The sequence below is a fragment of the Prosthecobacter sp. genome, from assembly GCF_044378005.1.
Lineage (GTDB): Bacteria > Verrucomicrobiota > Verrucomicrobiia > Verrucomicrobiales > Verrucomicrobiaceae > Prosthecobacter.
Window position 1 is genome coordinate 1 of the sequence record NZ_JBILYB010000017.1, and the last position, 26392, is coordinate 26392.

A 26392-nucleotide genomic window follows, 5' to 3' on the forward strand; every position below is an offset into this window, starting at 1 on the left:
CCATAACGTGGGACATCCCTGACTCCCCACGCGCCCCGTTCCAACCGCGTTCCTATGGGCGTTACGGTGACGCTTACAGAGGATGAAACCAGACTGGTCAACCATCCGTGGCCATTATGAGGCAACAGGTGAACCGCTGCGCTCCGTCGCGAAGCGGTTTGAGATTCCGTTCCAACCGCGTTCCTATGGGCGTTACGGTGACGCTTACAGCATGATGTCCTCTTTGTTGACGGAATAGACGACGTAAAGGGCATCGTTCCAGACACGGGCGTTGGGATACTGCCAGCCATTGGCTTTGTCTTTGCCCTTGAATCGCATCGCGGTCGGCTCGCCGTGGATCATCCAGGCGCGGTCAAAGGCGATGCCATCGCGGCTCAGGGCGATGGTGAGGTGCGGGCGGGGTCGGTAGCCTTCTTTCCCATCCCCTGGATTGTTGATGATAAAGGTCGTGCCATCCGGCAGCGGGAAAGAGCAGGTAGTCGTCGGCATAGAACACCGCGTCCGAGCGCACGAGCAACGACTGCCGGAGATCGGCCATCCATACATATTGAGCGAGTCGTTTCGCATCGGGACCGAGCCGCTGCACCAGCGGATCATTTGCGCCCATCGCGTCGAGCGCCGCCTGCGCGATCTCGCTATGCGGCCCCCAGGCGAAGGCGTTGGCAGAGAGCAGAATCGTGCTGATGACAGAGAAGATTATCGGTATTAGAAGGCACCGATGGCATGGAGAGGGGGATTTCATTTACAGTGCTTCGATTGGACCGGAACGGGAAGGGGAGAAGGCATGGGTGAATGCTTGGTGATCTTCGTTGATCAGGCAAGAGAGTGAGGCGATTCTTGATGAATCAAGGTTTCTTCAAAGGCACCCCACTCTCTTTTAAACGCCGTTGCAACTCCGCCACCTTCACGCGCTGAACGGTTGATTTCTCTTTCTGCGCCAGCGCGGCGGCGGTGCCGGCGGCTGGGCCGAGCATCATCCAGGTGGGCTCGACGCGGAGGGAGTTGAAGGCCACGCGGGAACTGCTGAGGGCGCAGGTGACGAGAAGATTGTCGCACTCGGCGGCCTTTGGCACGAGGGCGCGATAGGGGATCTCGTAAATGGGCGGGATGACGAGATAACCGCCTTCATTGATGACTTCTTTGCCATCAGGCGTGGCGAGGCGGCGGACGACGTGTGAGTCCACCGGGAAACAGCCGAGGGCGATGGCGTCGGGCTTGGCGAGCTCGTCGAAGAGATCGCGCTGGGTCATGACAAAGTCGCTGATCATGCGGCGGCCTTCGTGGGTCGGTTGGGGTTCGATCATAGCGCAGACAACCTCTCCACCAACTCTTTGTGCTCCCGTTGGCTGAGATCGCGATCAAACACCAAGACCGCCGCAAGCCTGCCATTCCAACCGCAATTCCTGCCGGATTGGTTCATCAGATTGAAAAGCCTGCCTGCAGCATCTGTCGCGCCACTTTTCACGCGTAGCGCATAAACCTGCCAGCCCGCGGTGATGCTGTCCGTCTCCGCTCCAGGCAAAAGGCCCTTCCACGAATGGTTATGGGATAGCGGGTGGATGCGCCTCCAGTGGTTCGTATCGTCAATCTGAAGGGTATTGACCACCACGGCCTGTCCGGCGCCAGACCCTGTGGCGTGGGAGCAGGCGATGTAGATCGCCGCCGTGTTCAGCGTTTGCAACGTGGCCTCCGCACCGTCGAAAACCAGGCGCTTGCCGGAGCCTCCCGTGTTTTCGAGCGCTGGTTTGCCGGTGCTGCTGCCCGTAGGCAACAACGCGAGCGACTGACCGGGCGGCGTAATCCAACGCAAACCCGAAATAGGACATTTCAAATTCAGTCCGTTTGATCCGTCACTTTCCGCATTGGACGCGAGAAGCATGAGTTTCAAGCCTGTCATGTCCCCCAGGTCCTTTGGAACCGCCGGAGGAACCGCACGACTGCCCTTGAAATCGCCACGAGTGGTTTTCCCGACACCAGCGCCGATGTGCGTGAACCAGACCGAACTGCGGGTGCCAACGCCCGCTCGAGTCGGCATGGGGTATTTGGGGTTCTTGTTATTCGATGTCCCGTGCTCTGCCGCGTCTGTGGAGATCAGAATCCCGAATAAATCGCCACCGATAGGAACAAAGCCATTATACATGTGCTTTTCCAAATCGTCGGCGGCAGGATAATCCGCACGGCGCACTCCGATGATCGGGGAGTCATCCGCGCCATTGACACGTTGCCAGGGGCCGCCAAGAGACTCCGCATAGCACACTCTCATGACGAGATCGATGGCCCCGGAGGTGTCGCCGTCTGCGTTACCCCGCCCGACATGCAAGTATCTTCCGCTTTCCGTGCGCCAGACTTGTGGCTGGGTTTGCGACCACTTGGGAGGCAACCAGGAGGCGATTTCCCATGTCCACTCGCTGGGCGGCGATGCAGCTTGAGCGGCGGCAATCTTGAACACTTTCATCCCCACCGCTTCGTTGTGGCGGATAACGACACGCAACGTTTCATCATCCGATTTCACAGGACCAAGAAAGCACGCTTCGGTTCCACCTGATGTTGTGATGATTCCTGTGATCCATGGAGTGTTTCCAGCAACCAGGTCCCCCACTGCAGCGCGGGCGACAGTCACACCGGCGTTTCCGTAGAAGGTAACCCAACACTGTCCCTGCCACACAACCGGTTCGCCAGCGGCTACGCTGTGATGTGTTCCTCCCGCGTGGAATGGGAAGGGGGCAGGCTCGCTCCAGGTTTTTCCAAGATCGTGAGAGATTGCCCACCTTCCCCTGTATCCGGTGATGTCGTGGATGTTCCCGGTGTCTACCATCGTGTAGGTGTCCAGCGCGATCCCCAAGACCTGACCGCCTAAATGCACAAGACCGCCGTAGTAATACGAGCGATCCCCTATGGCCAACGCGTCGGCGTGATTTGGTTTTGAACACCGGAACCTGTAAATTTCCGTCCAGTTCCGGCCCGTCAAGTCGGACTTCGCAATCACCATGTCGCCTCTTTTGGAAAGGTGCCCTCCATGCCCGCCCGGAACACTTGTGGCCGTCATCCATGACCCGATGAGCTGATCTTCCACCCGGATCAGCGACGGAAATGCATGGTAGTTTCTGGTCGGGTAGGGCTCCGCGACGCCGCAAACCTTGTCCATGTCCGCCACCGTGGTGATGTCCGCATCGAAAAGGAATTGATTTCCGCCGAATGTGCCGGTCATGCCACGGGTCCTATTCTCCAAGTCGGATCTACTCTGTTGGCCTTCGACACGTTGTGTGATCCCGGACACGAGCAGCAACCCCAGGGCCCAGAGCATGCCGATGGCGGGCGGTTGGAACGGGCGGAGGGGCCTCATGGTCGGCTTACTGAACTGATAGGAAATTTCTTTTTCACGCCTTTTTGTTTGAGCCGTCGGACCGGTTGGGATTGACGGGGGTGTAGCACCGTGGCGAGCAGGGCGAGAAGGAGTGTGAGTCTGAGACATCATGGAGTGGTGGAGTGGTGGAGTGTCACGGTTTCCGAAACGGCACGGAGGCTTGTTTCAAACGCCTTTGAAGTTCAACTGCATTCACGCGCTGCACGGTCGTCTTGTCTTTCTGCGTCATCGCGGCGGCGGTGCCGGCGGCCTGGCCGAGCATCATCCAGGTGGGCTCGACGCGGAGGGAGTTGAAGGCGACGCGGGAGCTACTGAGGGCGCAGGTGACGAGGAGATTGTCGCACTCGGCGGCCTTCGGCGTGAGGGCGCGATAGGGGATCTCGTAGATGGGCGGGATGACGAGATAGCCGCCTTCATTGATGACTTCTTTGCCATCCGGCGAAGCGAGGCGGCGCACGACGTGCGAGTCCACCGGGAAGCAGCCGAGCGCGATGGAGTCGGGCTTGGTGAGGTCGTCAAAGAGATCGCGCTGAGTCATGACGAAGTCGCCGATCATGCGGCGGCCTTCTCGGGCATAGAGGTCGTAGGGCCAGTGGCCGTTGTCGGTGAACTCATCTTTCGGCAGGCCCCACTGCTGGAGATTTTGCCGGATGGACTCGGGCACGGAGGGATCGTTGCGGAGGAACCACAGCATGCGATGCGTGTAGGCACGATGCGTTTCCCAGATCTGCCTGCGCTCTTTTGCCGTGGCGGCGGGGTAAGCGTCCGCACCACCAGCAAGGCCCCAGTGGAGCAGGTAGTTCACACCGTCGTTCATCTTGGTCTTGTCACCGGGGACGCCGCCGCCGAAGCCAAACTTGGCGTCTTTGCCGAGGCGGGCGATCTCGCGCCGCAGCAACTCAAACTCGGCAGGATCGTAGTTGGGCGGCACGGTGAGCTCCACGCGTTTGGCTGGGTCTTTGGTAAGGCAGGCGTAAAGATTGGCGCATTGCAGATGCGTGTCGCCATCTCCATCACGCACGTCGGTGGTGAGGCCCTGCACATGCGGCAGCAGCGTTTTGCCATCGGCAGCAAGGCCGCTGATGGGGCTGCTCATGATGGGAAGATCGATGGGGCCGGGAGGATTCTCGAGTTTCAACAACACGCCAGCAAGCGACTCGCCATACTGCGCCCGGGATTCGCGACCGATGGTGAAACTCACGCCAGCAATGGGCAAAAGATCGCCGTAGTAAGTGGCGTCGATGAAGACGGAGGCTTCGACGCGGCCACGGTAGTCGGAATAGACGCGAACGAGATGCGCGTCCTTTTTGTCGGCACGCACGGGCTGAAAACGATCCGCAAACACAACGCCCTCGGCCTTGAGCCAATCACTGAGAATCTGCTCCATGACATGCGGCTCCGGTGTGGGGGTCGGTTTGCCATAATGCGCATCCACTTTCGCCCGCAGCTCGGTCCAGAGGCCGCCGACGGACTCCGGCTTCATGCGATCGATCTCGCCGAAGCCGATGGTCTCAGCAAAACGGCCGCCGACATGCGCGGAAGGGTCCACCAGCGTGACGTGCGCGACACCGGCGCGTTTAGCGGCGATGGCCGCTGCGATACCACTCGGCGTGGCGCCGAAGACGGCCACGTCATACGGCTGTGTGATGGGATTTCGCCCGGTGGCTTGATTGACGATGACACGCTGCCTTGCCTTTTCGCTGAAGCTGCCGCGCAGAACATCGTCCTCGTGAAAAACAGTCATGAGAACCTGCTTCTCGATGGTCTTGCGATTGTAATCATAGATGAGGCGGATCTCGCCTGGTGGTCCCTCGATGGCATCGGGATAGGAGACGCCACCGCGTTCATCCATGAGCAATCCTTTGCCCCAAGTGCGCCCATCATCCTCCGAGAGATACGCCGTGAGGTGAGATCGCACCGTGCCCGCATGACGCACCATGAGCAGACGCCCGCTGACGAGCCTGCGGATGAAAAAACGCGACTCTGCATGCTGGATGCCTGACGGTGCGACATCCGTCCACGTCCTGCCGCGATCTTTGGAAAACGATTCGCCGAGGCCGTAGCCCGTGCGCACGAGCATCCAGAGCGAGCCGTCCTTTCGCTCGACGATCATGTTTTCGTCGCCGTTGCGGTCTTCATACTTCGGGATCGTTGCCCTGCCGAACTCCTCAAATGTCGCGCCATGATCCGTGGAGCGCAGGATGCGCGAGCTGTGTTGATCACGCCAGATGCAGGTGGGCATCAGCCACTCGCCGGAGGTGAGCACGGTGGGCTTGTTCAGCATCACGCCAAGGCTGATGTAGCGAGGCTCCGACCACGTTGGGTCCTCAACCGAGGCGTCCTCCGTCATGATGGCGAAGTTGTGCATGGAACTCGGATCTTTTTGCGACCAAAACAACCACAAACGCCCCTGCGGATCGTGCCACAGGCAAGGATCAAAGGCCCGCACCGGCCCGCTGCCATCGGGATCAATGACCAGCTTCAAAGGCGACCACGAGCGCCCGTCATCACCACTCGTGGCGAGCATGACAAAGTTGTGCTGATCCTCCCCAAGGCCCCCGCCATACCACGCCGCCCACAGTCGGCCATTTTGCGCCCGCTCGATGCTAGGGATGCCCTGATGCATGCGCCGATCATCCGCATACTCCGCCTTCGGCGAAAAATCCGGCAGCGTGGGTCTCCGTGCGCCCGTTTCGTCTGCGGCATGCAGCGCGGCCAGGGGTGCGAGCAGCAGCGTGATGAGAAGTGTGAGTGTATTCTTCATGTGTGTATCGGGTGATCGTTGTTGGCACTTCACTTGGCGCATCCCAGTTTCAGGCTCATTGATGAACCGGGAGCAGTCGAGATACCATTTCTGCTTATCGCAAAAAGCCGAAGAGCAGAAAATGGGTCACTTCTCTTTGGCATAGCCTTGGAATCTCGCCTCCAGGACCTCGGGCTTTGGCTGGCCTTTGGCGAAGTAGAAACGGTAGCGCAGGGTGAGGCTGTCGCCTTTCTTGATGGTGTAGTTACCGGCGCCTGCGGGCTTGTCGGGTTCGAAGTCGTGAAGGCCAAAGGGATTCACGGCGAAGAGTCCGTAATCACGAGCGTGCCAGGTGGTCGGCGAGCGGAAATTGCTGGGATGGCTGAAGATGACGACGCCGACGGCATTGCCTTTCGGGTCGGGGCCGTAGTAGCAGACCCAGTTCGCGTGCTTGCCCCAGATATCGAGATCGCGGATGCCATTGCTGTTGAATGCGTGCCCGGTTGAGGGACCCGTTTTCACGCCGCTCTTGCTGCTGTTCAAGCTGAGCGATGGGCAGAGACGCAGGGCCATGGTGCCTTCTTTGGTGTCACCGATCAAGACATCGCCTTCAGTGGCCTTCAGCGTGATATCGAAGTCGAGTGTCTTCTCGCCCTCTGGCAGCGCGGTGATGGTGATACGGCGCTCGTCAGTCATCACGGCTTTGTTGTCCGGTCCAATCCATTGCGTCGAGGCGGTGAAGCGTCCTTGGTTGCCGGTGGCCTGCACGTTCGTGAAGCCGGAGTGAGCTTGCTTGCCGAAGACCTGATACTCAGCCCAGAAGTTGATTTCATTGATCCTCGAATGCCCAAACCACAGCGAGCGATGATGCGGATGATCCACAAACATCGCCTCGCCTGGAACATCCTTTTTCATCGGAAACTCCCGCGACACATTCACACCTGCTGCACCGATGAGCGGATACATGTAAGGCCGCGCCACTTCCTTGGTGATGTATTCCGTGAAGACTTGCCCATCGATCTCGACGCGCATCCCGGTATCGCTGGGTTTCAGCGTGACTGTTTGTGCGTGGGCGATCAACGGCAGAGTAAGCAGTGCGATAAAGGTGTGTTTCATGGGATTGGGATGCGTGGTTCGTGAATCAGTGTGCGGGCATGGCGGCTCCTTCAATCCTTTGGAAGCTCCCAAAATGTCCCTGCAATGAAACAATTCGATGTGGTTCATGGCTGATGGAGTGGTGAATGGTTCACTTTTGGACCGATTGAGGCGGCACGGCGATCACTTGGTCGATGAGGACCTGATCGGGCGATCTTGAGTCCTTCACATAGGTCGGGCCGGTGAACTTCAGGGAGACCCAGACTTCCATCTCGTTATTCGGCGGCGGGACGGCGCCCCAGCCGATGGGAAGCCAGAGGTAAACGTTCGACCAGAGACCGCAATGGCCGGTGAGAGGTGCCGTGGCGACATGGTGCCAATGCCAGGCTTCGTCCTGCGGAATCCTGTCCTTGTCCAATGTCATGGAACCCCAGTCGCGCGGGGCCACGTCGTCGTGGATCTTCATTTGGAAAGGCACCTTGTGCTCGCCCGGTTTGCCGCTGCCGAAGCTGCGGGCCTGTCCGCCTGCGGCACCGGGGTCTTTCACGAGGTTGGCAGCGGGCGCACCCATGCCCACCAGCCGCAGGTTCGCGTTGCGGCCCACGAACCGGGCGGGCGGCTCCAGGCGCAGGGCGGCGAGTTCGCCATCGAAGGCGGGGCCTCCGTTGTTGACCCAGACGTGCACGTGGGTGGCCCAGGTTTGGATCAGCATACGTTTGTTCTTCTCGTAGCGGCGCAGCACCTCTTCCTTGCGGCCCTTCCATTCGGGGCTCTCCGCGCAACGGTGCCACAGGTGCAGGATCCCGGAATCGACCGGCACGCGCTCCAGTTGCACATGGCGGAGATGTTTCGCGTTCGCCTCGCCCGCACATAGCGCTTCGGCTTCGTCAAGCCAGGCGTTGACCCGGGTGTAGAACTCGGCGTTCAGCCAGGGAATCACCGGGGCGGGCGTTTCGAAATACGGCTGGTCACCGGATTCGGTCAATGCGGCGAGCCGGTCGTAATACTTCCGCATGGGACCCGCAGCGGGACCGAAGTAGCCACGGAGATACTCGTCGATGAGCACCCTGTCCTCCAGCTCCGGATGCACGGATTTCCGAAAGAACAGCCAGTCGCGCATGGGGCGGAACGACAAGTCGATGCCCGCCTGCTCGATGAACACCCGGTCGATGCCGAGCCGGTGCCAATGCTCGAGATTCTTCAGGATCTTGGTCGTGCCGTCGTAGGGATAGCGGAAGGGAGTGCGAAGCTGCGCGTAATCCCAGGCAAAGAGCTGCCCGTCTTGAATCGCCTTCGCCCAGCCTTCGGTGACTTCCCGCGCGGTGCGATTTGTCGGCGCACTCAGAGGCCGCAACACGTCGGCGATTTCGTCGGCGCGGTATTCCAGATCCAGCAGCGCCAGCCGGACGACCACGTTTTCCCGGGGACGAATCGTCTTGGGTGCTCGCTTGGTGAACTGATAGGCCTCGGTCAGCAGCCGCACGTCCGGGTATTTTTCCGCGATGCGAGCCGCGATGTCGTTGACGAAGGCGAGCGTCGTTCCGGCGTAGGAACCCTCGCGTTGGGCGATGGCGGAGCACTCCGGGCAGCGGCAGTATTTGGAACTCGTGTCGTTTTGGGAGAACGCATACATCCGGGGCGGCGGCGTGCCTTTTTGCGCGGCTTCGGCGCGGTCTTCCTCGATGTATTGTTGCAGTTGTTGGGCGACGCGTTCCTTGAGTTCGGCGTTGGTCAGGCAGAAATCGTGACCCAGGGGACCATCGGGTCGGGGCGCTCGTTTTCCATCCTCGGTCAGCGCGAAGAACTCGGGTTTCACGTCCTGCCATTTCGACTGGTAGATGGAAAAGGTGTGGCTCGACCCGGGACGACCGAATCGCTCGGAAAAACCGAAACGCGGCTCGTAAAGCCAAAAGCTGCCGCCGTTGAAGTGACCGCCGTTGTAGCGGTTGCGCACGAGAAAGCGGGCGTAATCCTCCTTCGAGATGCGTTTCGGGTCGTCGTGTCGCGGATAAAGCGTGGTCTCGCGCCAGGAGAACCCGGGCCGTCCGCGCGTCTTCAGCGGCGGAACGGCAAAGTCTCGGTTGGCGGGAATGATCTCGATGTCCGGCGCGATCCACCGGCAACCCGCGTGGGTATCGAGAAACTCATACACGGCGTATAGCGTGCCGCGCGGACGCCCGCCGGTCAGGATGAGGTCCTCGCCCGCCGTGAGCAGCACCCAGTCCTCCTCGCCCAGCGCCGCAAGATCGACCCCGGCCTTGGCCGCTCGGCGCGTATGCCCGACATAAATGCCCGGCCCGGTATTCTCTCCCTCCTTCACGATTGGGAATGCCGCGCCGGTGATCTTCTGGAGAGAGACTGCGAGTTCCTCCGCCGCGAAACGCTCGGCTTCGGTCGCCGTCCCCGCCGCGTCAATGACGATGGCGTGACGGGCGGTGCCGTTCTCCGCCAAACGTATCGACGGCTCTGCGGCAGACAGCGGGTCCAGCGGTGTCAGCAGCAGGGCGGTGAGGAGTGTGAGTCGGAGGTGCATGGAGTGATGGATTGGTGCGCAGCTTCATTTTGCCGGCCTCTTCGCCAACATCGCCTCGATTTCCCCAGCGGTGAGTGTGCGGCGATGGATCTGCAAATCACGGAGCTGGCCGTTGAAGGGCCCGTTCATGCCAGTGCCGAGGCGCAGCGGGGCGTCGGTGTCGTAATTCCATGCGGAGGCATCGAAGCCGGTGCTCTCGGCGACTTGCTTGCCATCGACATGCAAGGTGAGGCGATTTGTCGATTTCACGGCGGCGATGTGATGCCAGCCAGAGGGCAGGGAGTGATCCCACGAGACCTGACGGCCATGCCGTGCGGCCCACACTTTGCCGGAGGGCAGCGTGCTGCAAAAAACCTCGCCAGCGTGCTCCGCCATAGTCCAGGCGCGGCGGTATTTCACGTCGGGTGTGTGATCGAGACGCTGCCAGAGCGACCATTTGCCATCGCCATCGTAGGCATGGACTTCGGCGAGCGGCAGGGTGCCGCCGATGAAGCACCCGTTATGCACCATCATGCCCATGACTTCCTTCTCCGTGCCGAGGCGGCCGATGTCGGTCCAACGGTTCACGTCTTCAAAGCGATACACGCGTCCGCTCGGCCACATGGCGACATGCAGGCGGCCTTCGTAGCGGGTGAAGGCGTAGGTCTGCGTGTCATCCCCGATCTGGCCGCAGTCCGTCCACGCTTTGCCATCGAAGCGATACACCCGGCCGCCATCATAGCTCGTGGCGTAGAGAAAACCGTCATACACCGTGAGCGAGACGACGCGCTTCGGCCCCAGCTCGCCCGTTTTGAGATCGGGTCCGATGGCATCGGGCAACCGCGTCCATTTGGTGCCGCCCTCGTAGCGGAAGAAGCCCGCCGGTTTGTAGAGCGATGAGGCATACAGCCGTCCCTGAAACACGACCAGCCCGCCTACGGCTTCCGTGTCCGGCAACTGGCCGCAGTCCACCCACTTCGTGCCGCCTTCGTGACGAAAGACGCGGCCACCGAGCGTGGTGTTGGGAGACTCCTGCAAACTCGAGCCCGCCACGCGATACTTGCCCGTGCCGGCATACAACGCGCCTTCAAAAGCGGCGAGCGCGGTGACGGAATTGCTGCCATCAAGGCTGCCGCAATCGCTCCATTTCTCCCCGCCCTCGTAGCGATAGACCCGGCCCATCGCCCCCGCATCCGGTTCGCAAGTGCCTGCAAAGAGAGCGCCTTCGTGAGTCGCCATGGCAAAGGCAAACAACGCCTTCCCGGGCCGTCCGCAGTCACGCCATGCGCCCGGTTTGTCATCGTCGATGCCGAACTGCAAATGCCGCCAGTTCGCCACGTTCGATGTTACGCCGGGAGTGCTCTTGAGCGTGAGATGAAAACCGCGCCGCTTCTTCAGATCGTATTGGCTCACCAGATCACCGGTGACGCGATCCGTGGCATCGGCTTTGGCCCACACGGAGATGGAAAAGTCGCCGGTGCCGAGTTTCGGTGCCTGATCCGCCGGGATAACGAGCGGTTGATCGACCTGTATCCAGGTCTGCGCGGCAGGTTCCGCGGCGTGAGCGCCTAAAGCGAAGAGGAGAAGACCGCCAATGGCGACCGTGATCGTTGGATGTTTCATGGAGTGATGGAGTTTATGGATGAACTTCGACGAAGCGGGACGATGAGAGGCCGGTTGCTCCTTCTCGCACCCGGATCCGCCAGAGGCCGGGGGTGTCGTTGCGGGCGAACTCGGGTTTGATCACGAGCCTGCCCATCTCGGTGGCGTAGTCGCCGCTGAACTCGGCCTCGCGGCCGGCGGGGTCGGTGATCTCCACGGTGAGGGGGATCACAGCGGGGACGGCTCTTTCAGATCCATCGGTGATGGTCACCGTCACCTCGATGCTTTGGCCGGGCGCGGTCTTGGCGGGGGCCTCGATCTTGATCTGCTCAATGGGGCCGGGTGTCGCTAGGAACAGGCCACCGTCGCAGGGCCCCAGTTCCACCGGCACCCAAGTCCCGCCATCGCGCTCGGTGGTTTTGACTTTCCGCTCGGAGACGAGGTCATAGACGTGCAGGCCGGTGCGAGCGAGGCGGATCACCCCTTCGCTCGGCAGCCCGTTTTCCATCACAAGGCCATGCTGGCCGACATAGGAGCCGAATGTCCTCCGGTCGTTCATCACGAAAAGGTAGTCGGAGTCGCCGGCCTTCCGGACGCGGGTGAGGATCTCGGGCTTGTCGCAAATCGCGAAGCGGGAGTAGCGACCATCGAGTTGCTCGAGAAGCCGTGCGGCGTTGGCCAGAATCGCGGCCTGGTCCTCGGCCGTCTTTTTCGTGCGGTCGTAGCGGGGAATGACCACGTCCGGCTTGATGGCGGGCGTGAGGTTCGGGTCACCGATGACGATGCCGCCGCGTTTCTGGAAGGCGTGGATGCGCTCGACGACCGACGCCGGGAGAACATCGCAGTCGGCGAGGACGAGCGCCTTATAGGCATCGAGCCCTTCCGCGAGCAACGTTTCCTCGAAGATCACCCGCGGCTGGAGTTGGGCATGCAGGAGTGCCAGATAGGACTCGTCCTTGCCGTATCCGTAACTGCCCCGCCGCGCGAACATCTGGGAAGTGAAGCTGTCGAGGTAGGCGACGTCGGTGGGACGGTCGGCGACTTGGAGGAGCGTCGGGCCGAGTCGCGGCAGGAGATCGTGGTGCAGTCGGCGGAACTCGGTTTGGAGGTCGGGCTGAGTGTATTTGTATGCATGGGTCCCGTCCGTCGGCACGAGCGATGACCAGCCGTGATACATGATTCCAGCCACGGGTCGCGACACCATCGCCCAGAACGCACCGCGCAAATGCATCGGCGAGATGGAGATGTAGGCGGCGGCGGGATCGTGGTCGTCGAAGGGCGAGCGGATCTGGTCCGGCCCCTTCGTGGTCGGGGCGCTCGATGAGCGATACCAAAAGAGCTGCGTCATCTTCATGACCTGCGGCTTTTGTGATGAGGCGGCGGCCATCGCGAAGACCTCGTCGCAAAAGTAGCCGACCCGCTGCGGGCTCGGCTCGGTGTAGGTCCACTGCGAGAGCACGTCCACCTCTCCCCCGCTGCCGCCAATGCTCGGCACGCGTATGGCGGGGTCATACCAAGTCCAGATGTCCTCGCGGGCCGTGGATTTCAAGCCGCGATGCAGGGCGGTGTGGAGGCCGTTCCAGCCGTCCCCCACCGTCCAGAACCACCGGTAGAACTTCAGGACAGGATGGTCGTCGGGGACCACTCGATCAGCCGGGAAGTCTTTGATATCCTTCCAAAACAAGCCTGTCTTGGTGACGACCTCTTCCGGAATGTCCACGCCGGCGAATGCCCGGTAGGCGTCACGATCCGGCTTCGAAAAGCTGATCTCCGAATCATCCCGCACCTCGCTGTTGATCAGCGCTGCGACGAACGCCGGGTGTTGCCCGTATGCCTGCCCAACGCTCTTGCCGACGTTTTCGGAAAACTCCGCCAGTCCCGGCAGCGAGGCGTTACAGTCGTGCCGTGGATAGGGTTTGCCGTTGCGATCGACCCGGGCGAGACCGGGCTGACCCTTCAGAAAATGCCCCGGCTGCAATTGGGCCGCGATGCCAAAGTCGTTTGCCAGTGCCGTGTCGAGGATGCGCCGGGTCGATGCCATGGCCGTAGCACCGGGGAGGACGGGTTGTTTGGCCGCCCAAACGGACGCGGTATCTCCATCGATCCCGAAGCAGGAATTGAAGCCGAGTTCCTTGAGCCTCGGCAGTTCGCTCGTGAAGGACGGCCCACCAATGCCCCACATGACCACCGGCATCCGGTGCGGAAGCGGACGCGGCACGAGTTTCAACGGGAAGTTGGCCGACACCTCAGTCGGAGGAGAACCGGGCAGCGAAAGCACCGCGCGGCCCGGGTAATCATCGGGCCGCAGCCGGGTATCGAACTCATGCACCAGCGCGTGCGTCTTGCCGGACGGGATTTCCGGAACTGCGATCGCCTCGCCGCCGCCTCCCAGTCCGAGGAGTCTCAATGTCGAGCCGCGCAGGGGCTCCGGTTGGAGGTTGGCGATGACGATCTGGATGCGCGGCGACTTTTCTCCGCGCACGAACACGCTCCGCTCGGACTCGAGGCGAATCGTCGCTCCGCCAAACTCCAGCACCCCGGTGCACAGCCGCACCTCGTCGATCAGGCCCGAGAATCCGCCGTAGTTGCTGCTCACACGATCGCCGATGCTCAGGGGGTTCGAGCCCGCCGCGATTCCCCGGCGGCCGGGCCGCATGATGACGCCGGCCACCGAGCCATCGCGGTAAAACTTCACCGTGCCCGCGCCGTCGTAGGTGAACGCGATGTGATGCCACTCGCCGGGAGCGAAAGCCATCGGCTCGGTCGCGAAAGACTCGGAGTCCTGGCCAAAACCCAGGTTCAGCACCATCCGCCGCGCGCCGGACATCTCCGGTGCCTGCAGGAGCCACTGGTAATCGGTGTGCGACGCATACTTCTTGTCGAGCAGGTAGGCCGTGCTCGAGCCGGCGAGATCCGGCTTGGCCTGCACCCACATCTCGCCGGAAAACGCAGCCAGCGGTGAAAGCGAGGGATGGGACGCGACGACCAGCGCGTGACGCTTATCGTTCGCGGGCCAGCCGGGAAAGGACTCGATGGCACTACCGAACCGGCCCGCCTTCGTCACCAGGGCGCCGTCGAGTTTGCCGGGCAGCTTCCGCGGTCCCGCCTCGGCCGCTGCGTCCGTGCCATCGAAGTTCCAGTGACCGAGCACATGACTGCCGGTGGAGTGTTTGCCAGTGTATGCAGCTGTCCACGGCTCACGGACGGCCACGTCGGCGGCCTTCATGGTGAGAGCGGAGACCAGCGCGAGGCAGGTGATCTGGAGCGAGGGTGATGTGTTTTTCATGAAAAATAAAAGGAAACGGATGATTCAAGGCGTCTGGCGCACGCGGGTGACGAGTTCCTCGACCTTCGTCGTGATCCGCTCCTCGACGGTCTCGGTATAAGGTGCGCGGTGGCCGTATTCTAACATGCCAGTGACGCCTTCATAGCCGCCTTCCCTCAAGACGCGCGATGATGGCACATAGCTGAGCAGATCGTTGTTGTAGCCGCAGACCCAGGTGGTGTTCCAGCCATAGGCGGCTTTGAACTTGAGTGAGTAATCCACCACTGTCTCACCGGTAAGGGCGATGAAGGTCAGCTCCGGGCCGAAACTCCATGCCTGGATGGGATACTTCACCCGGTCGGGCAAATCACCGAGCGTCTCGTATTGGCGGATGAAATGCTCGAACTCGCGCTTCGGCATGCCTTTGAGATTGGGGACGCGCTGTTTCAATTCATCGAGCGGGATGCCGGGTTGCAGCATCAGTTCCGTCTCGCCCATCGCCACACGGAGCGGGCCGCTGAGCGGTTTCATCGTGTCTGCGATAACCTGACGCACCGCCTCGGCGAGGATCTCGCCGTATTTTGCGGCGAGCGCAGTCGCCCCATCCTTCCCACCGGTGATGCGCGGCAGAGGGTTGGCATCGCCGCCGCAGTTTTGCACAAACAGGGCGACCGAGCCCGGAAAGCTCTTCTCCAAGGCGAGCTGCGCATAGCCCGCGTAGTCGCCATTGATGCTCAAACCGCTGAGCGCCGTCGTGTGGCACGAATAGCCGAAGACGATGGCCTTGAGGTCATTTCCCGTCTTCACCGTGATCACGGGCACGTCTTGGTCCACCTGCCCACCGAGCGCGCGACTCTCCGGCCCGCGTGAACGACGTCGATTCACCGCCACACCGGCCAGACCCTGCTCAAAGGCCAGTTCTGCGGGAGCAAGCGCGGCGATGGCCGCACCGATGACTTCATCATACTTCGCATACACCATCGCCGTGTAGCGGTCTTTCACCGCCGTCTCCGCCGGGGTGAACTCGTAATAGAGCCACAGCACATCCTCCGTCACCGGGCAGGAGTGATTGTGCGAGGTATTCAAAATGAGCCGCTCCCTCGACACGCCATGTTTCTCCGCCGCGTTCTTCGCGATCACCGCGATCATCTTGTCGCTCAGCCCCACCAAGTCCGTCGTCACCAGCACGGAGGTGGCGCCCGCATCATCATTGAGCGCCAGCGCCTTCAGCCAAATCGGATGCTCCACCTGCTGCGACATCCGCGTCCCGTTGTAGCCCGCGAGCGGCACGGATTCCGTCGGCGAGATGTCTGCCTTTGCGGCACCTGCGTGCCATCCGGCGTGGACGCTGGTCGTGAGAAGAAGGAGAAGAAGGTATTTCATGGTGTGGTGGATGGGTGGGGCTTTTGGTTCGGTGCTGCTTGGATAGGCTCAAGGCGGTTTGGTTGATGACTCGTAGAACCACGCCGAGTCGATCACAGCCACGCGGAGGTCGATGATGTCCTGGATGCTCCAATTGGGCAGATACTCGCAGGTCCAGTAGTTGAGGATGGCGCGTCCATCGCGGGTGAAGCGGCAGCCGGGATTGGAGAAGGCGCGTTTCGGGTCGGTCTCGATGTCGCGCACGTGCTGCCAAGTGCGCCCGTGGTCCTTCGACACGGCGGCGGTGAGCGGGCTGCGCTTGCCATAGTGCGAGCGGAACTTGGGATCGAAGGTGTTGTTCCAGATCATCAGCAAATCCCCCGTCGAGGGGATACGGGTCAGCTCCGGACAGGACTCCGGCGAGGTGAGACCGGTGCTCTTCGGCGCGGACCAATGCAGCCCGTCGTCGGTGGACTCGGAAAAGTGGAGCGTGCCGAGTTGATTGCGCATCACCATCAGAACGCGGCCATCGCCCGTCTGTTCGACGTGCGGCTCCATCGCGCCGCGCTTCGGCAGCGTGAGCCAGTTCGCGGCCTCGCTCCAGGTGCGGCCGTCGTCGTCGCTGAAGAGAATGGTTGCCTCATACGGCCCGGTTTCGGCCGGTTTCCCGGGAGCGGGCGGACTGGCAGGCAGAAGCAGGCGTCCCGAAGCCAGTCGCTTCACCGTGGCATTGCACAACGAAAAGGCCCGCTTCGGGACGAACTCCGCCAGTGGCGAAAAGGTCTGCCCCTCGTCGGTCGACTTCCACACATGGTTGGTCAGCGAGCCGGGTCGATGTTGTCGCATGAAAAGAAGAAGAATGCCTCCATCCTGCGCGCGGATGAGATTCGGCGAATAGACATTCACATCGCCCGGAGCGGTGTCGGTGATCAAGCGATGCCCGGCCCAGGTGCGCCCGCCATCGGCCGACTCATGCGCCACGAGCCGCGTGATGGCGAAGTCGTTGCCATCGCCGCCAAACTCCATCGAGATCAGCAGCAGCCTCCCATCCTTCAGTTCGATTACATCCCCCTCGCTCTTGCGAGGCAGTTTCGGGGTGCTCGCGCTGACGGTGACGATGGATTTCTTGCCTTCGGTCGGCGCTTTGGCGGGAGGAGTCTGTGCCGTGGCGGCGAAAGGCAGAAGGAGGGCGGTGAGAGCCGACCGGAGGGAACCGGAGCGCAGCGGAGATAGCCGACGAAACGAATCCGAAAAGGATCGGCAAACAGCCTGCCAGACTGATTTCAAAATGACGCAGGCAACGGTGATGCTGTATTTCATGTTTGGCATTCATTTCCTACTGCCTCGGCACAGCCGGGCCCAGGCAGATGCGAAAGCCATCGCGTGAGTCGGAATAGGTCACGCTGCTGATTCCCAGCCGCACCGCACAGCGGGCGTTGCCGGGCACATCGAAGTAGTTTCCACCCCGGCAGACGGGGCGGGAGACGGTGCGCTTTTCGGCGTTCTCATAGTGGATCTCTTCGTGTCCGCCTTTCGGATCGAAGTGATCGATGACGAACTCCCACACGCCGCCGCACATGTCGGCCAGGCCGAAACCGTTGCGGCCCTTTTCACCGTAGTGGTCCACGGGCGAGACGAAGGGAAAACCATCGCTCCAGGGCGCCTTCCCCAGCGGCCAGGTCTTCGTGCGGCCCGGCAGGAAATCAATCGCGGAAATGTTCAGGCGGCCTTCGCCTGCTTCGAGATCGTTGCCCCACCAGAAATAATGGCTCTCCTTGCTGCCGCCGCGGCATCCATACTCCCACTCCGCTTCCGTGGGCAGCCGATACTCCAGCCCCTCCGGCAAGCGGCCGGCTTTGCGTTCCCGCTCGGTCAGCCATTGGCAGAAGGCGTTCATGTCGTTGTAGCTCACGCACACCACGGGAAAGTCGTCCCGGTTTGGGAAACCCCAGTTCGGATCGCGCCAGCTCTTGCCCGGCATCGGCTTCCACGGTTGAATCACCTTCCCTCCTGCCCGGCGATAGCCGTCCCATTCGAGATCGAAAACCTGCGTCTTGCCATCGGGCCTCTCGGCATCGGTGACATACTTGCTCTCCATGGCGAAACGCCGGAACTGACCGACGCTGACCTCCGTGCGGCCCATCCAGAAGCCGTGCTTCTCGCGCGTCAATCGCGGCTGTTCGCCCTCGAACGACTCACGATTCGTCCCCGGTTGAGCGCCCCCTTCGATACCCGTGGCCCACTGCTTCTCCTCCGGCGTGCTGCCCATCATGAACTCGCCCGGCGGCAGGTAGAGGGCCTCCAGCGTGACGCCGTCTCCGAGGTCGAGCCGCTTGGAGTCGCCCGTCTTCGGTTCGGCGGCGTGGAGGCCTGTTAGGGGCGCGAGGAGGAGGGCGGTGAGGATGAGCCGGCAAAAAAATGGGCTGTGGGTCTTCATGGTGTTGTCTTCAATTATTTTGTCCTGGAAAGCAGGGATGCGGGAGGTGTTCTTCACAGCTTCTTCACGACGATGATTCGATCACAGAGCACCAGATCTTCCTTCGCCGTGCCGCCGTAGGTGGGGCCGTCGAACTTCAGGGACACCCAGGCTTCCCATTGATTCGAGGCACCAGGCTCATACAGGCGCTCGCCGAGCTGCTGATTCGTGGCCCAGCTTTTGGCCGAGAACCAAATCCAGGAGTCCGGGGTCAGGGTGATGTCACCCAGTTTGTAGAGGCGGTATTTGCCGGGGGTGATGTCTTTCTGCTCCAGGCGGATTCGCGCGCCTTCTTTGCCCTTGGACGGCTGACGCGATTCCCATTGGTAAAAGCCGACTTGAAACGGCATATCCGGCACATGAATGGTCGTGGCGTAGCCCCAGGCGGCTTCGGCATCCTTCACGGTCAGGGGGCCGCTCTGTCGGCCTGAGTTGGTGGGCACAAAGGTCTGGATGCGGGAGCGATCAATGCCATCGAACTCGGCTGGCAGGGGCTTCTCCACGCCACCGCCCTCGATCATGGCCATGAAGTCGGCGAGCGCTCCGGGCGCAAACGGTCTCGGGCTGGCGGCCTTGATGCGGCTGGCGAAGACCGTGGCGTCTTGGAAATAGTCCGGGTGCGTTTTACGCAGCTTGAACCATTTCCATAGGCTCGCGAAATCCAGCTCGCGGCGCAGCAGACGGACATTGGCCAGCGCCCCGGGTGTGGTGGCGGATCGGGCCTCCATGTCGTCGAAACGGCGCTGCCAGCGATGGATGTTCGCCTCGGTCAGGTAGGGGAAGATGTGGTCTTCAAAATGTGGTCCCGGCGTGAAAGTGACGCCGTGTGGCAGTTCGCGCATCGCCTCGCGGCCTTGCTCCAGCTCCTCCAGGTAAAGGCGTGCCAACTCGGCGGCAGGGCCGTATTGGTGGTCGGTGAACTCGCGAATCAGCGCGCTGGTGTCGCAGTTCACATCCTGCATGAGTTTGAGGATGAGAAAGCTCTGCAACTCGCTGAGACCGGAGCGGTCATTCGCACCGCGATGGTCGGTGAAGACGCCCTCGACGCCCGCTTTGTGCATGAGGCGCATCTGATTGATGTTGCGCCGCAGATTGCCCACAGGCAGCACCTCTCCACTGCCCCACGGATTCGGATAGAGCCAGGCCCACAGATGTGAGGTGATGCGGCCCCAGGCCTGGAGATCACGATAAGTTTCCTGCACGCCAGCATCTGGATGATTCCAGTCGGCGAAAAAGCAGTCTTCGATGGGCGCGAAGGAGATGATCAGGTTTTCCGGCAGTTTGCCTCCAGCGGGCAGCGTGGGCGGCTTCTGAGTCTGGCTGCGGCGGTAGGCCAGTGTCTTCACGAACTTCCCGGGATGCTGCTTTTGCATGAGACCACAGAGTTCGATGAGGTAATCGTAGATCGGTCCGCCTGGGCTTTGATATTTCTTCTCCAGTGCCTTGCAGTCCGGGCAGGAGCAGAAGGCGTCTGGATTGTCGGCGGCGTCCACCGTGATGATGTCGTTTCCGGGTGCGATGGCGAGATGCTTGAGGATGTTACGCGTCAGTTCCTGCCGCAGCGCGAGATTGCTGAAGCACAATTGCATGCCTGGCGTGCGCTTGCCGTTGGCGTGCATGCTAAAGAATTCGGGATTCGTCGCGAAATAATCCATCCGCTCCATCCACGGAAATGACTTGGAGTAAACCGTGTCCGGCGTGGGCGGGATGTAGGCAAATGAGCTGTGCACGAACTTGTCGTTGCGCAGATAAGGCACAAAGCTGGCCTCCGAGCGGCTCCCCCATCTCTCGGAGCCCATGTTGATCCCGTTCTGATAAAAGAAGTTCGCCTCACCGATCAATCCCACCTCGCGCGAGCGGAACGAGAACCCGCGCTTCCGCTCGAACGGCTTCAGCGTCACGGTCGGTGTGGCGGGAATCACCGGCTTCTCAAACACCGAATACCAGCGCCAGCCCAGGGAGGTCTCCAGGAACTCCATCACCGCATGAAGGTTGCCGTGAACGCCTTTGCCATAGAGAAAAATATCGCCGCCTTTGCTCCGGGAAACATGTTCCTGGTCCTGCAACGCCGCGAGCGGATCACCGCCCAGCTTTTTGATCACGGCCGCGCTGATGCCGACATAAAGACCAGGACTGTCACCAGCAGCCTGGTCCGCATCCATCACCGGGAACTCCGCGCCAGTGATCTGCCTGAGGTATTCCGACAGCCTGGTCACCGCGTAGTCATCCACTGGCGAAGCCGCCTCCGGCTTGACGATGCGGAACTCGGTCTTGCCCGCTGTGGACAGTGCGATATCGGCACCGTGCAGCGCATGAGTGAGCAGTAGGGTGGTAATGAGGAGGTGGGTGAGTTTCATGATGTTTGGCCGCAAATCATACCCTGTTGGATCGTTCTCGAAGCAGGCCTATTTCCGCACGAAGATATTGCCCATCACGGTGGGTTCCCGAAAGTCGGTTCCGCTGGGGGAGAGCATGTAGTGCTCGGTGGTGTTGCCGGCTTTGCGCTGGCGGCAGATGTTGACTCCCCACGGCAGAAAGGTCGTGGGGCGGGTGCCGGAGAGCGGTTTGCCGTCGATGCGGACTTCGACGGTCCAGCGGTCGGGGTATTTTTTCACGGCGGCTTGCCCGACGCGGTAGAAGGCGGGCAGGTCCTCGACCCGCTCGGTCACGCATTGGTCGTAAATCACTCCCGCGGAGTTGATGCCGATGAAGGGGCGGATGCCGCCTGCGGTTTCGAGGCGGATTTCGACCATGTCGTCGCCAAAAATGCGCATCGAATCAGGTTCTTTGCAGGATTCGACCAGCCGGTTCATCTTCGGCTCGCGACACTCGATGCCGACGATCAAGGCGGAGTTGTCATCGATCCAGCGGAACGCGACCTGGGTGTCCACATGGTGCGGCGGTTCGCCGGTCAGCATCTCTCGCAGGGGCTGAAAGGCGTAGCCCTGGGGATCGTCGGCCCGCCAGAATGGCTTGTTGAGGTTGCCATCGATCACTGGCGGCTCCTGGGCGGTTTTGATCTGGAGGTTGGGTCCGGTGCGCTTGAGTTTTTCAAAGAGCAGCTTGAGCGGCTCCATCTCGCCCGTGATGCCGGCGATTCGGCGACCATGGATGGACTCTCCGGCCTTGGCTTTGGCGCGTCCGAGGATGTCGAAGAAGCGGTCCACATCGGCCTGTTTCAAGAAGCCGCCCGCAGCGGTGATCTGGCGCGGATCGGGGCGCATCCAGACGCTTTCGGCGAAGGTGAAAAACTCCTTCATCTCGGCCTTGGCCGGACCGTAGAAGAGTTCGAAATACTCATCCATGGTGGCTTGGATATCCAAGTCGCGGTTCCAGCACAGCTTGCTGTGCAAATAGAGCATCAGGTGGCTGATCCACGGCCGGGCCATGATCGGCATGTTCTCGGCTTTCGCGTTGAAGTTGCCGTCTTTCCAGCCGATTTCCGCCGTGAAGCCGAGGGCATGGTCATACAGCCCGTCGAAACTCTGTTTCATGTGCGATGGAAAAATGATCGGCACCGGCGGGAAGTTGTAGTTCGGGGCATGCTGCAGGTAGTATTCCCAGATGATGAGCTGCTCCGGGCTGTTCATGGCGGCGATCCATTCTTTGCGATTGGCCAGTTCGTATCCCCGCTCAGGCAGAGTCCAGCCGGAGTTCTCCTGGGTGAACCCGATCACGACATTGTCCGGCACTTTTTTCAGGTGCGAGGGGATCCTGCTGGTGATGCCGTAGGCAAAGACGGTGAACTTCTTGTCCGGAAACTTTTTCATCAGGCGACCGCGGACATCCATATTGAAGTCCCAGGCATAGTCACTGTAGCGTCCGGATTGCCCGCGTTCCTTGAACTTGTCCCAACCTGCGGCGACATCGTCGCTATCGAGCAAACCCCAGCCATCCGGCTGCCCGATGCCGATGTAGCCGATGCCGGGAAAGTGTTTGTCCACCGCCTCGAGATACGCGGCCGTGTCGGCACGCAGGCGCTCGCTGCTGAAGCGCGGAGTCTTGTAATCGACCTTGCCGCCCACCCGGCCGTAATACTCCTGCGGCTGTTGCTCGGGCGCGATCTCGATGGGACCGCTCACGCTGTGATAGAGCGGAACAAAGCGATCGGCGCCGATGCCCATGGCCTTATACCACAAGAACTCATCCGGAATGGACCACCCGACCCGGCAATCGGCAAACAGGCGCACCGCGAACTCGGGCTCTTCTTTGATGTCCTGAACTTTAACCGCAAGATTTTTGGACTCTGGAATGACGAGGCCCAGTTCCGGTATCGGCGCATACCACCGCATGCCCAACTGCTCGAGCAGCGCATAGGTTCCGTAGAGTGTGCCGGTGCCATCGCCCGTGTGAAAACCAAACTCCTCGCTGAAGTCGCGATAATCCGTCATGGGAGGAAAGCGCCACTTGTGGCCAGTCAGCTCCTCCCATTTCTTCTGCCACTCATTCCGGGACACGTCCCGGAAGAGCGAGAAGGACTTGGCGAAGTGGTAAAACTGCGGCCCGGCCACGATGACATAATTCTCCGCAGCCACGATTTTGAAGCCGTCGCGCTTCAGTCCTTCGAGTGAAAATCCCAGCTTCCGCGTGGCATCACTCTCGCCGAGATAGACTTGGTTTTTCACGCCTGGCGAGGCGGCCTGGACGATGGGCAACTCCGCCCCGGACATCGCCCTCAGGTGGCGCTGCAACTCGCGAGCAGCGGTGCGCACGCTGGGCGTGGCGTCCTGCGCCAGGACGATCTCGGAGACGGGTTTTCCCTCGACGACGAGCGGGACATCGGCTGCGGAAAGGGCAGCTGTGGTGAAGATGAATAGCAGGAAGAGTTTCATGTTTCTGGAACTGGTTTTTATGGCTTCAATTCGGCCAGCTTCTTCTTCACTTCATCGAGCAGGACGGCGGGAGCGCCGGGCACTTTCGCGGCCTGTTCGAAACTTTGACGCGCCCTGGCCTTGTCTCCCATGTCGCGATAAACGTCGCCGTAGCCCATCAGAGCCGTGCAGATCCAATGCGGATCGTTGCGAGTGTTTTTGTCCAGCTCGGCGAGGGCCGCCAGGGCCGCATCGTGTTTACCGAGTGAGGAAAGCAGCCGGGCGCGTTCGCTCAGCGCCCGCTGGAGTGAGCCGCCACTGGGCTGCAAGCGGATCATCTCAGCGTAGGCCTCAAGCGCCTTGGCCTGGTCTTTCCCGGAGCGTTGCGCGTTTTGGGCAATCTGGTGCCAGGCGGCGGCCTGGTTGTTCAGAGAGATGGTGTGTTTCATTGCCTCCCGGGCATCCGCCTCAGCCGCCGCCAACTCTCCGAGGACGGAGTGGGCGCGAGCGCGGGCCATCAGCGTGGGATAAATCAGAGCGTCCGGCCACGAGTCCGCATCGAGCCTCTCAGCCGCCGTGAGCAGTTCGGCCCATTTCCGCGTCTCCAGGTAAATCTGCGCTTTCGTAAAGTCGGCGTCCGGTTTGAGTGGAATCTTGTCTGCCAGCAGCAGCGCCGCTTCGAGCTGTTTGTTGCGAGCGGTGGCCAGGGCCGCGTGCGACAGCGCATCGGCCTTCTGCTCCGGCTTGGCAGCGGTGTCCGCCAGCTTGACGAAGAAAGCCGCCGCCTCAGCGTGCTTTCCGCTTTGCACCAGTTTGAGCCCCTCCTGCCGCTCGGCGATGAAGTGGGGCTCAGCCCATGCGGGCAGCGCGATGATGGTGATGAGGAAAAGGATAGGTCGAATCATGGGTCTCGAGAGTGGCGATGGAATGATGGAGTCTTGGCAGGCAGTGATTGGGTAAGCAGGCAGTCCGGCGCTACCTTCGTATTCGTTGAGATACGCCCGGTCTGATTGATTGATTGAGTGGGTGGCTTGTTGGTCATTTGCTTTGCACCTGGCCAGCCGCATCCACGGGGTCGTGCAGCACCAGTTTATCAGAGGGCAACGTGGCCACCAAATCCGGCAGATCGTAGAAGCGCAACGCGCCGTGGACGGTGTTGACCTGCTGGTTCCGCGTGCGCGGCGTGGAGCTGACATCGGTCCAGCTGCGCAGGGTGCGCTCGAGACGCGTGCTGACGAAAAGTTGCGGCTCCAACGCGACGGTGTGAAGCACGGGGATGCCGCATTCACCGAGGCCGGTGAGGTGAACGGGCCGGCCTTCGTTCCACTTCTCTGAAGCGAATCGAGCGCAGGCGAGGATGTCCTCGGTCCTCATGCCGACCAGGGATTGGCCGAGCAAATAAGCGAGCGTGGCGGACTTCCAGTTCGGCTCCTGGAGCGCTCCGAAGCCGGACGCCCGTTTGCCCCGCTGCATTTCGCCCAGGCCGCGCAGATCCACGGCCAGCACGGTTTCACCCGCGCGGGCCAGGGCTTCGAGAGCGCCACCCGGTGCGGATTCCGCCTGTTTGCCGTCTTCGTGCAGGTAGAGCCTGAGGCCGGTGCTGGCGCCGTCCGGACGAAACAGGAGCGCGGGCAGCACGGTCCCTTCGGCATTGCGCAGGCTCAGTTTCTCGATGCGCACCGGTCCGCGCTGGAGCGTGTCTCCGGCGGTCGCGGTGAAAGGCGGCAGTTCCGCGAGCGGACGAATCCCGGCGAGTTCGCGAACCTTGGCGAGGGCGGCGGGTCGCGGACTGGACTGCCAAAAGCGCTGGCGTTCCGCCGTGAGCGGCGCGGACACCGCCGCGATCAGATCGAAAAAGGAACGCGCTCCGGGCTGGCGCAGCACGTCGCCTTCCGGCGTGCAGAGGATTTCGCTCGCGGGCAAAATCTCGAACGCAGGTTCTTTCCACGCATCATCGCGGCCCGCGAGCCAGCGGCGGAACCATCGCGCGGAGGCCTCGCGCATCTCGATGGCGAGGTCGTGCTTGGTGTCAGCCTCAACCAGCTCGACGCGCTCCGGGAACCCGAGCCGCCCATAAACGCGCTTGCCCTCGCGGAAGACATTCCACGCGCCCTGGATGTCGAAAAAATCCTTTGTCGCCGCCATGATGAGCACCGGCCGAGGCGCGCTCATGAGGACGTAATCGGACTGGTCCAGACCGGCGGTAATCTGACCGAAATGATTTTGCTCGAAGTCCTGCGGACCGATGGTTTCGAGCAGCCGCCGGAAACCGGTGAGATAGCAAGCGGGCGCAGCGGCGACGATGCGTTCATCCAGTGCCATCAAGTAGCTGGTCATCGTCCCGCCACCTGAGACGCCGGTGCAGCCCAGGCGGTCGCCCCGGATGTCCTGCCGGCTCTGGAGGTAATCAAGCGCTCTGATGCCATCCCAAATCATCGCCCGCGCCAGACTGAGGCCCACCGGAGTACCGGCGATGCTCATCAGTTGATGTTCGCTGGTGGGACTGCTGAACTCCGGCGTGCCGTCCGGCTGCCGATAGTGCCGCCTTTCCCCCTGGCCGATGGGATCGAAGCAGAAGACCGCGAGACCCGCGTGCACGAGGCTGATGGAAGCCTTCTGATACACGTCACCCGCCTTTGCAATATCTGTGTGCCCGCAGGGCATGAGCACCGCAGGATGCGGCCCGGCCCCTGGCGGAAGATAAAGCAAGCCGGAAACGATGAACCCCGGCTGGCTTTCAAACAGGATCTTCTCCATCCGATACGCTCCGCAGTCGCGCTGGCCCGTCACACGTGCCTTCAAGGGCGTGCGCTGCGGCAGCCCACCCAGTGCCGCGAGGAAGCTGGTCCGCTGCCGCTGCTGCCACGCTGCGACATCGGCGGGCGTTTTGATCTGCGCGTAGGCTGCATCGCGGCGGTCCAGCGCGGCAAAGGCGAGTTTCTTCAACTGCGCCTCCAGCAGCGCGGTCGGCGCGACGCCGTCCACCAATGCTGGCAGCACCGTCAAGTCCGCCGCGGCCTGACCTAGCAGCGAGAGCGGGAGCAACAGTGAGCACAGGAGGGGTAGCCGTCGATTCATGAGGAAGGTGTCGGCAGCGTGGAGTGCTAAGAGCGGTGTGAGTAGCAATGCTGTGAGGGTGAGGCGGTGTTTCATACAGTTGGC

At 61.6% G+C, this 26392-nt stretch carries 15 protein-coding genes; all 15 read right to left on the reverse strand.

Annotation, left to right across the window (positions count from 1 at the left end; all coding sequences use genetic code 11):
- Window positions 1-204 precede the first annotated feature (204 nt).
- On the reverse strand, window positions 205-489 hold the full coding sequence (locus tag AC6FTP_RS05695) for a hypothetical protein (protein WP_497205938.1): 285 nt from the start codon (window positions 487-489) through the stop codon (window positions 205-207).
- 356 nt (window positions 490-845) lie between these two features.
- Entirely contained in the window at window positions 846-1304 is a 459-nt protein-coding gene (locus tag AC6FTP_RS05700; protein ID WP_497205939.1) for an FAD-dependent oxidoreductase, read from the reverse strand.
- Window positions 1301-3208: a hypothetical protein gene (locus AC6FTP_RS05705; RefSeq protein WP_497205940.1), complete on the reverse strand. Its 1908-nt coding sequence runs from the start codon at window positions 3206-3208 to the stop codon at window positions 1301-1303. The genes AC6FTP_RS05700 and AC6FTP_RS05705 overlap by 4 nt, the downstream gene beginning before the upstream one ends.
- A gap of 289 nt (window positions 3209-3497) precedes the next feature.
- Window positions 3498-6128 (reverse strand): FAD-dependent oxidoreductase, encoded by a 2631-nt coding sequence (locus AC6FTP_RS05710; protein WP_497205941.1) that lies wholly within the window; start codon window positions 6126-6128, stop codon window positions 3498-3500.
- A gap of 126 nt (window positions 6129-6254) precedes the next feature.
- Window positions 6255-7223, reverse strand: a complete 969-nt coding sequence (locus AC6FTP_RS05715) for a DUF6807 domain-containing protein (RefSeq protein ID WP_497205942.1) — start codon at window positions 7221-7223, stop codon at window positions 6255-6257.
- Window positions 7224-7353: 130 nt separating this feature from the next.
- Window positions 7354-9735, reverse strand: coding sequence for a DUF4838 domain-containing protein (locus tag AC6FTP_RS05720; protein WP_497205943.1), 2382 nt, complete (start codon window positions 9733-9735; stop codon window positions 7354-7356).
- Between the two features lie 24 nt (window positions 9736-9759).
- On the reverse strand, window positions 9760-11337 hold the full coding sequence (locus AC6FTP_RS05725) for a LamG-like jellyroll fold domain-containing protein (RefSeq protein WP_395723715.1): 1578 nt from the start codon (window positions 11335-11337) through the stop codon (window positions 9760-9762).
- Between the two features lie 13 nt (window positions 11338-11350).
- Window positions 11351-14602, reverse strand: coding sequence for a LamG domain-containing protein (locus AC6FTP_RS05730; protein ID WP_497205944.1), 3252 nt, complete (start codon window positions 14600-14602; stop codon window positions 11351-11353).
- Between the two features lie 24 nt (window positions 14603-14626).
- Window positions 14627-15964: a neutral/alkaline non-lysosomal ceramidase N-terminal domain-containing protein gene (locus AC6FTP_RS05735; protein WP_497205945.1), complete on the reverse strand. Its 1338-nt coding sequence runs from the start codon at window positions 15962-15964 to the stop codon at window positions 14627-14629.
- 48 nt (window positions 15965-16012) lie between these two features.
- A complete protein-coding gene (locus AC6FTP_RS05740) occupies window positions 16013-17263 on the reverse strand; it encodes a sialidase family protein (RefSeq protein ID WP_395725029.1) in 1251 nt (416 codons plus the stop codon).
- 16 nt (window positions 17264-17279) lie between these two features.
- Window positions 17280-18380 (reverse strand): formylglycine-generating enzyme family protein, encoded by a 1101-nt coding sequence (locus AC6FTP_RS05745; RefSeq protein WP_497205946.1) that lies wholly within the window; start codon window positions 18378-18380, stop codon window positions 17280-17282.
- A gap of 53 nt (window positions 18381-18433) precedes the next feature.
- A complete protein-coding gene (locus tag AC6FTP_RS05750; protein ID WP_497205947.1) occupies window positions 18434-20776 on the reverse strand; it encodes a DUF4838 domain-containing protein in 2343 nt (780 codons plus the stop codon).
- Window positions 20777-20824: 48 nt separating this feature from the next.
- A complete protein-coding gene (locus AC6FTP_RS05755) occupies window positions 20825-23251 on the reverse strand; it encodes a DUF4838 domain-containing protein (protein WP_497205948.1) in 2427 nt (808 codons plus the stop codon).
- Between the two features lie 17 nt (window positions 23252-23268).
- Window positions 23269-24135: a hypothetical protein gene (locus AC6FTP_RS05760; RefSeq protein WP_497205949.1), complete on the reverse strand. Its 867-nt coding sequence runs from the start codon at window positions 24133-24135 to the stop codon at window positions 23269-23271.
- Between the two features lie 133 nt (window positions 24136-24268).
- The gene (locus AC6FTP_RS05765) at window positions 24269-26383 is read right to left on the reverse strand and encodes an alpha/beta hydrolase family protein (protein ID WP_497205950.1); all 2115 of its coding nucleotides are present in this window, start codon (window positions 26381-26383) and stop codon (window positions 24269-24271) included.
- Window positions 26384-26392: the final 9 nt, after the last annotated feature.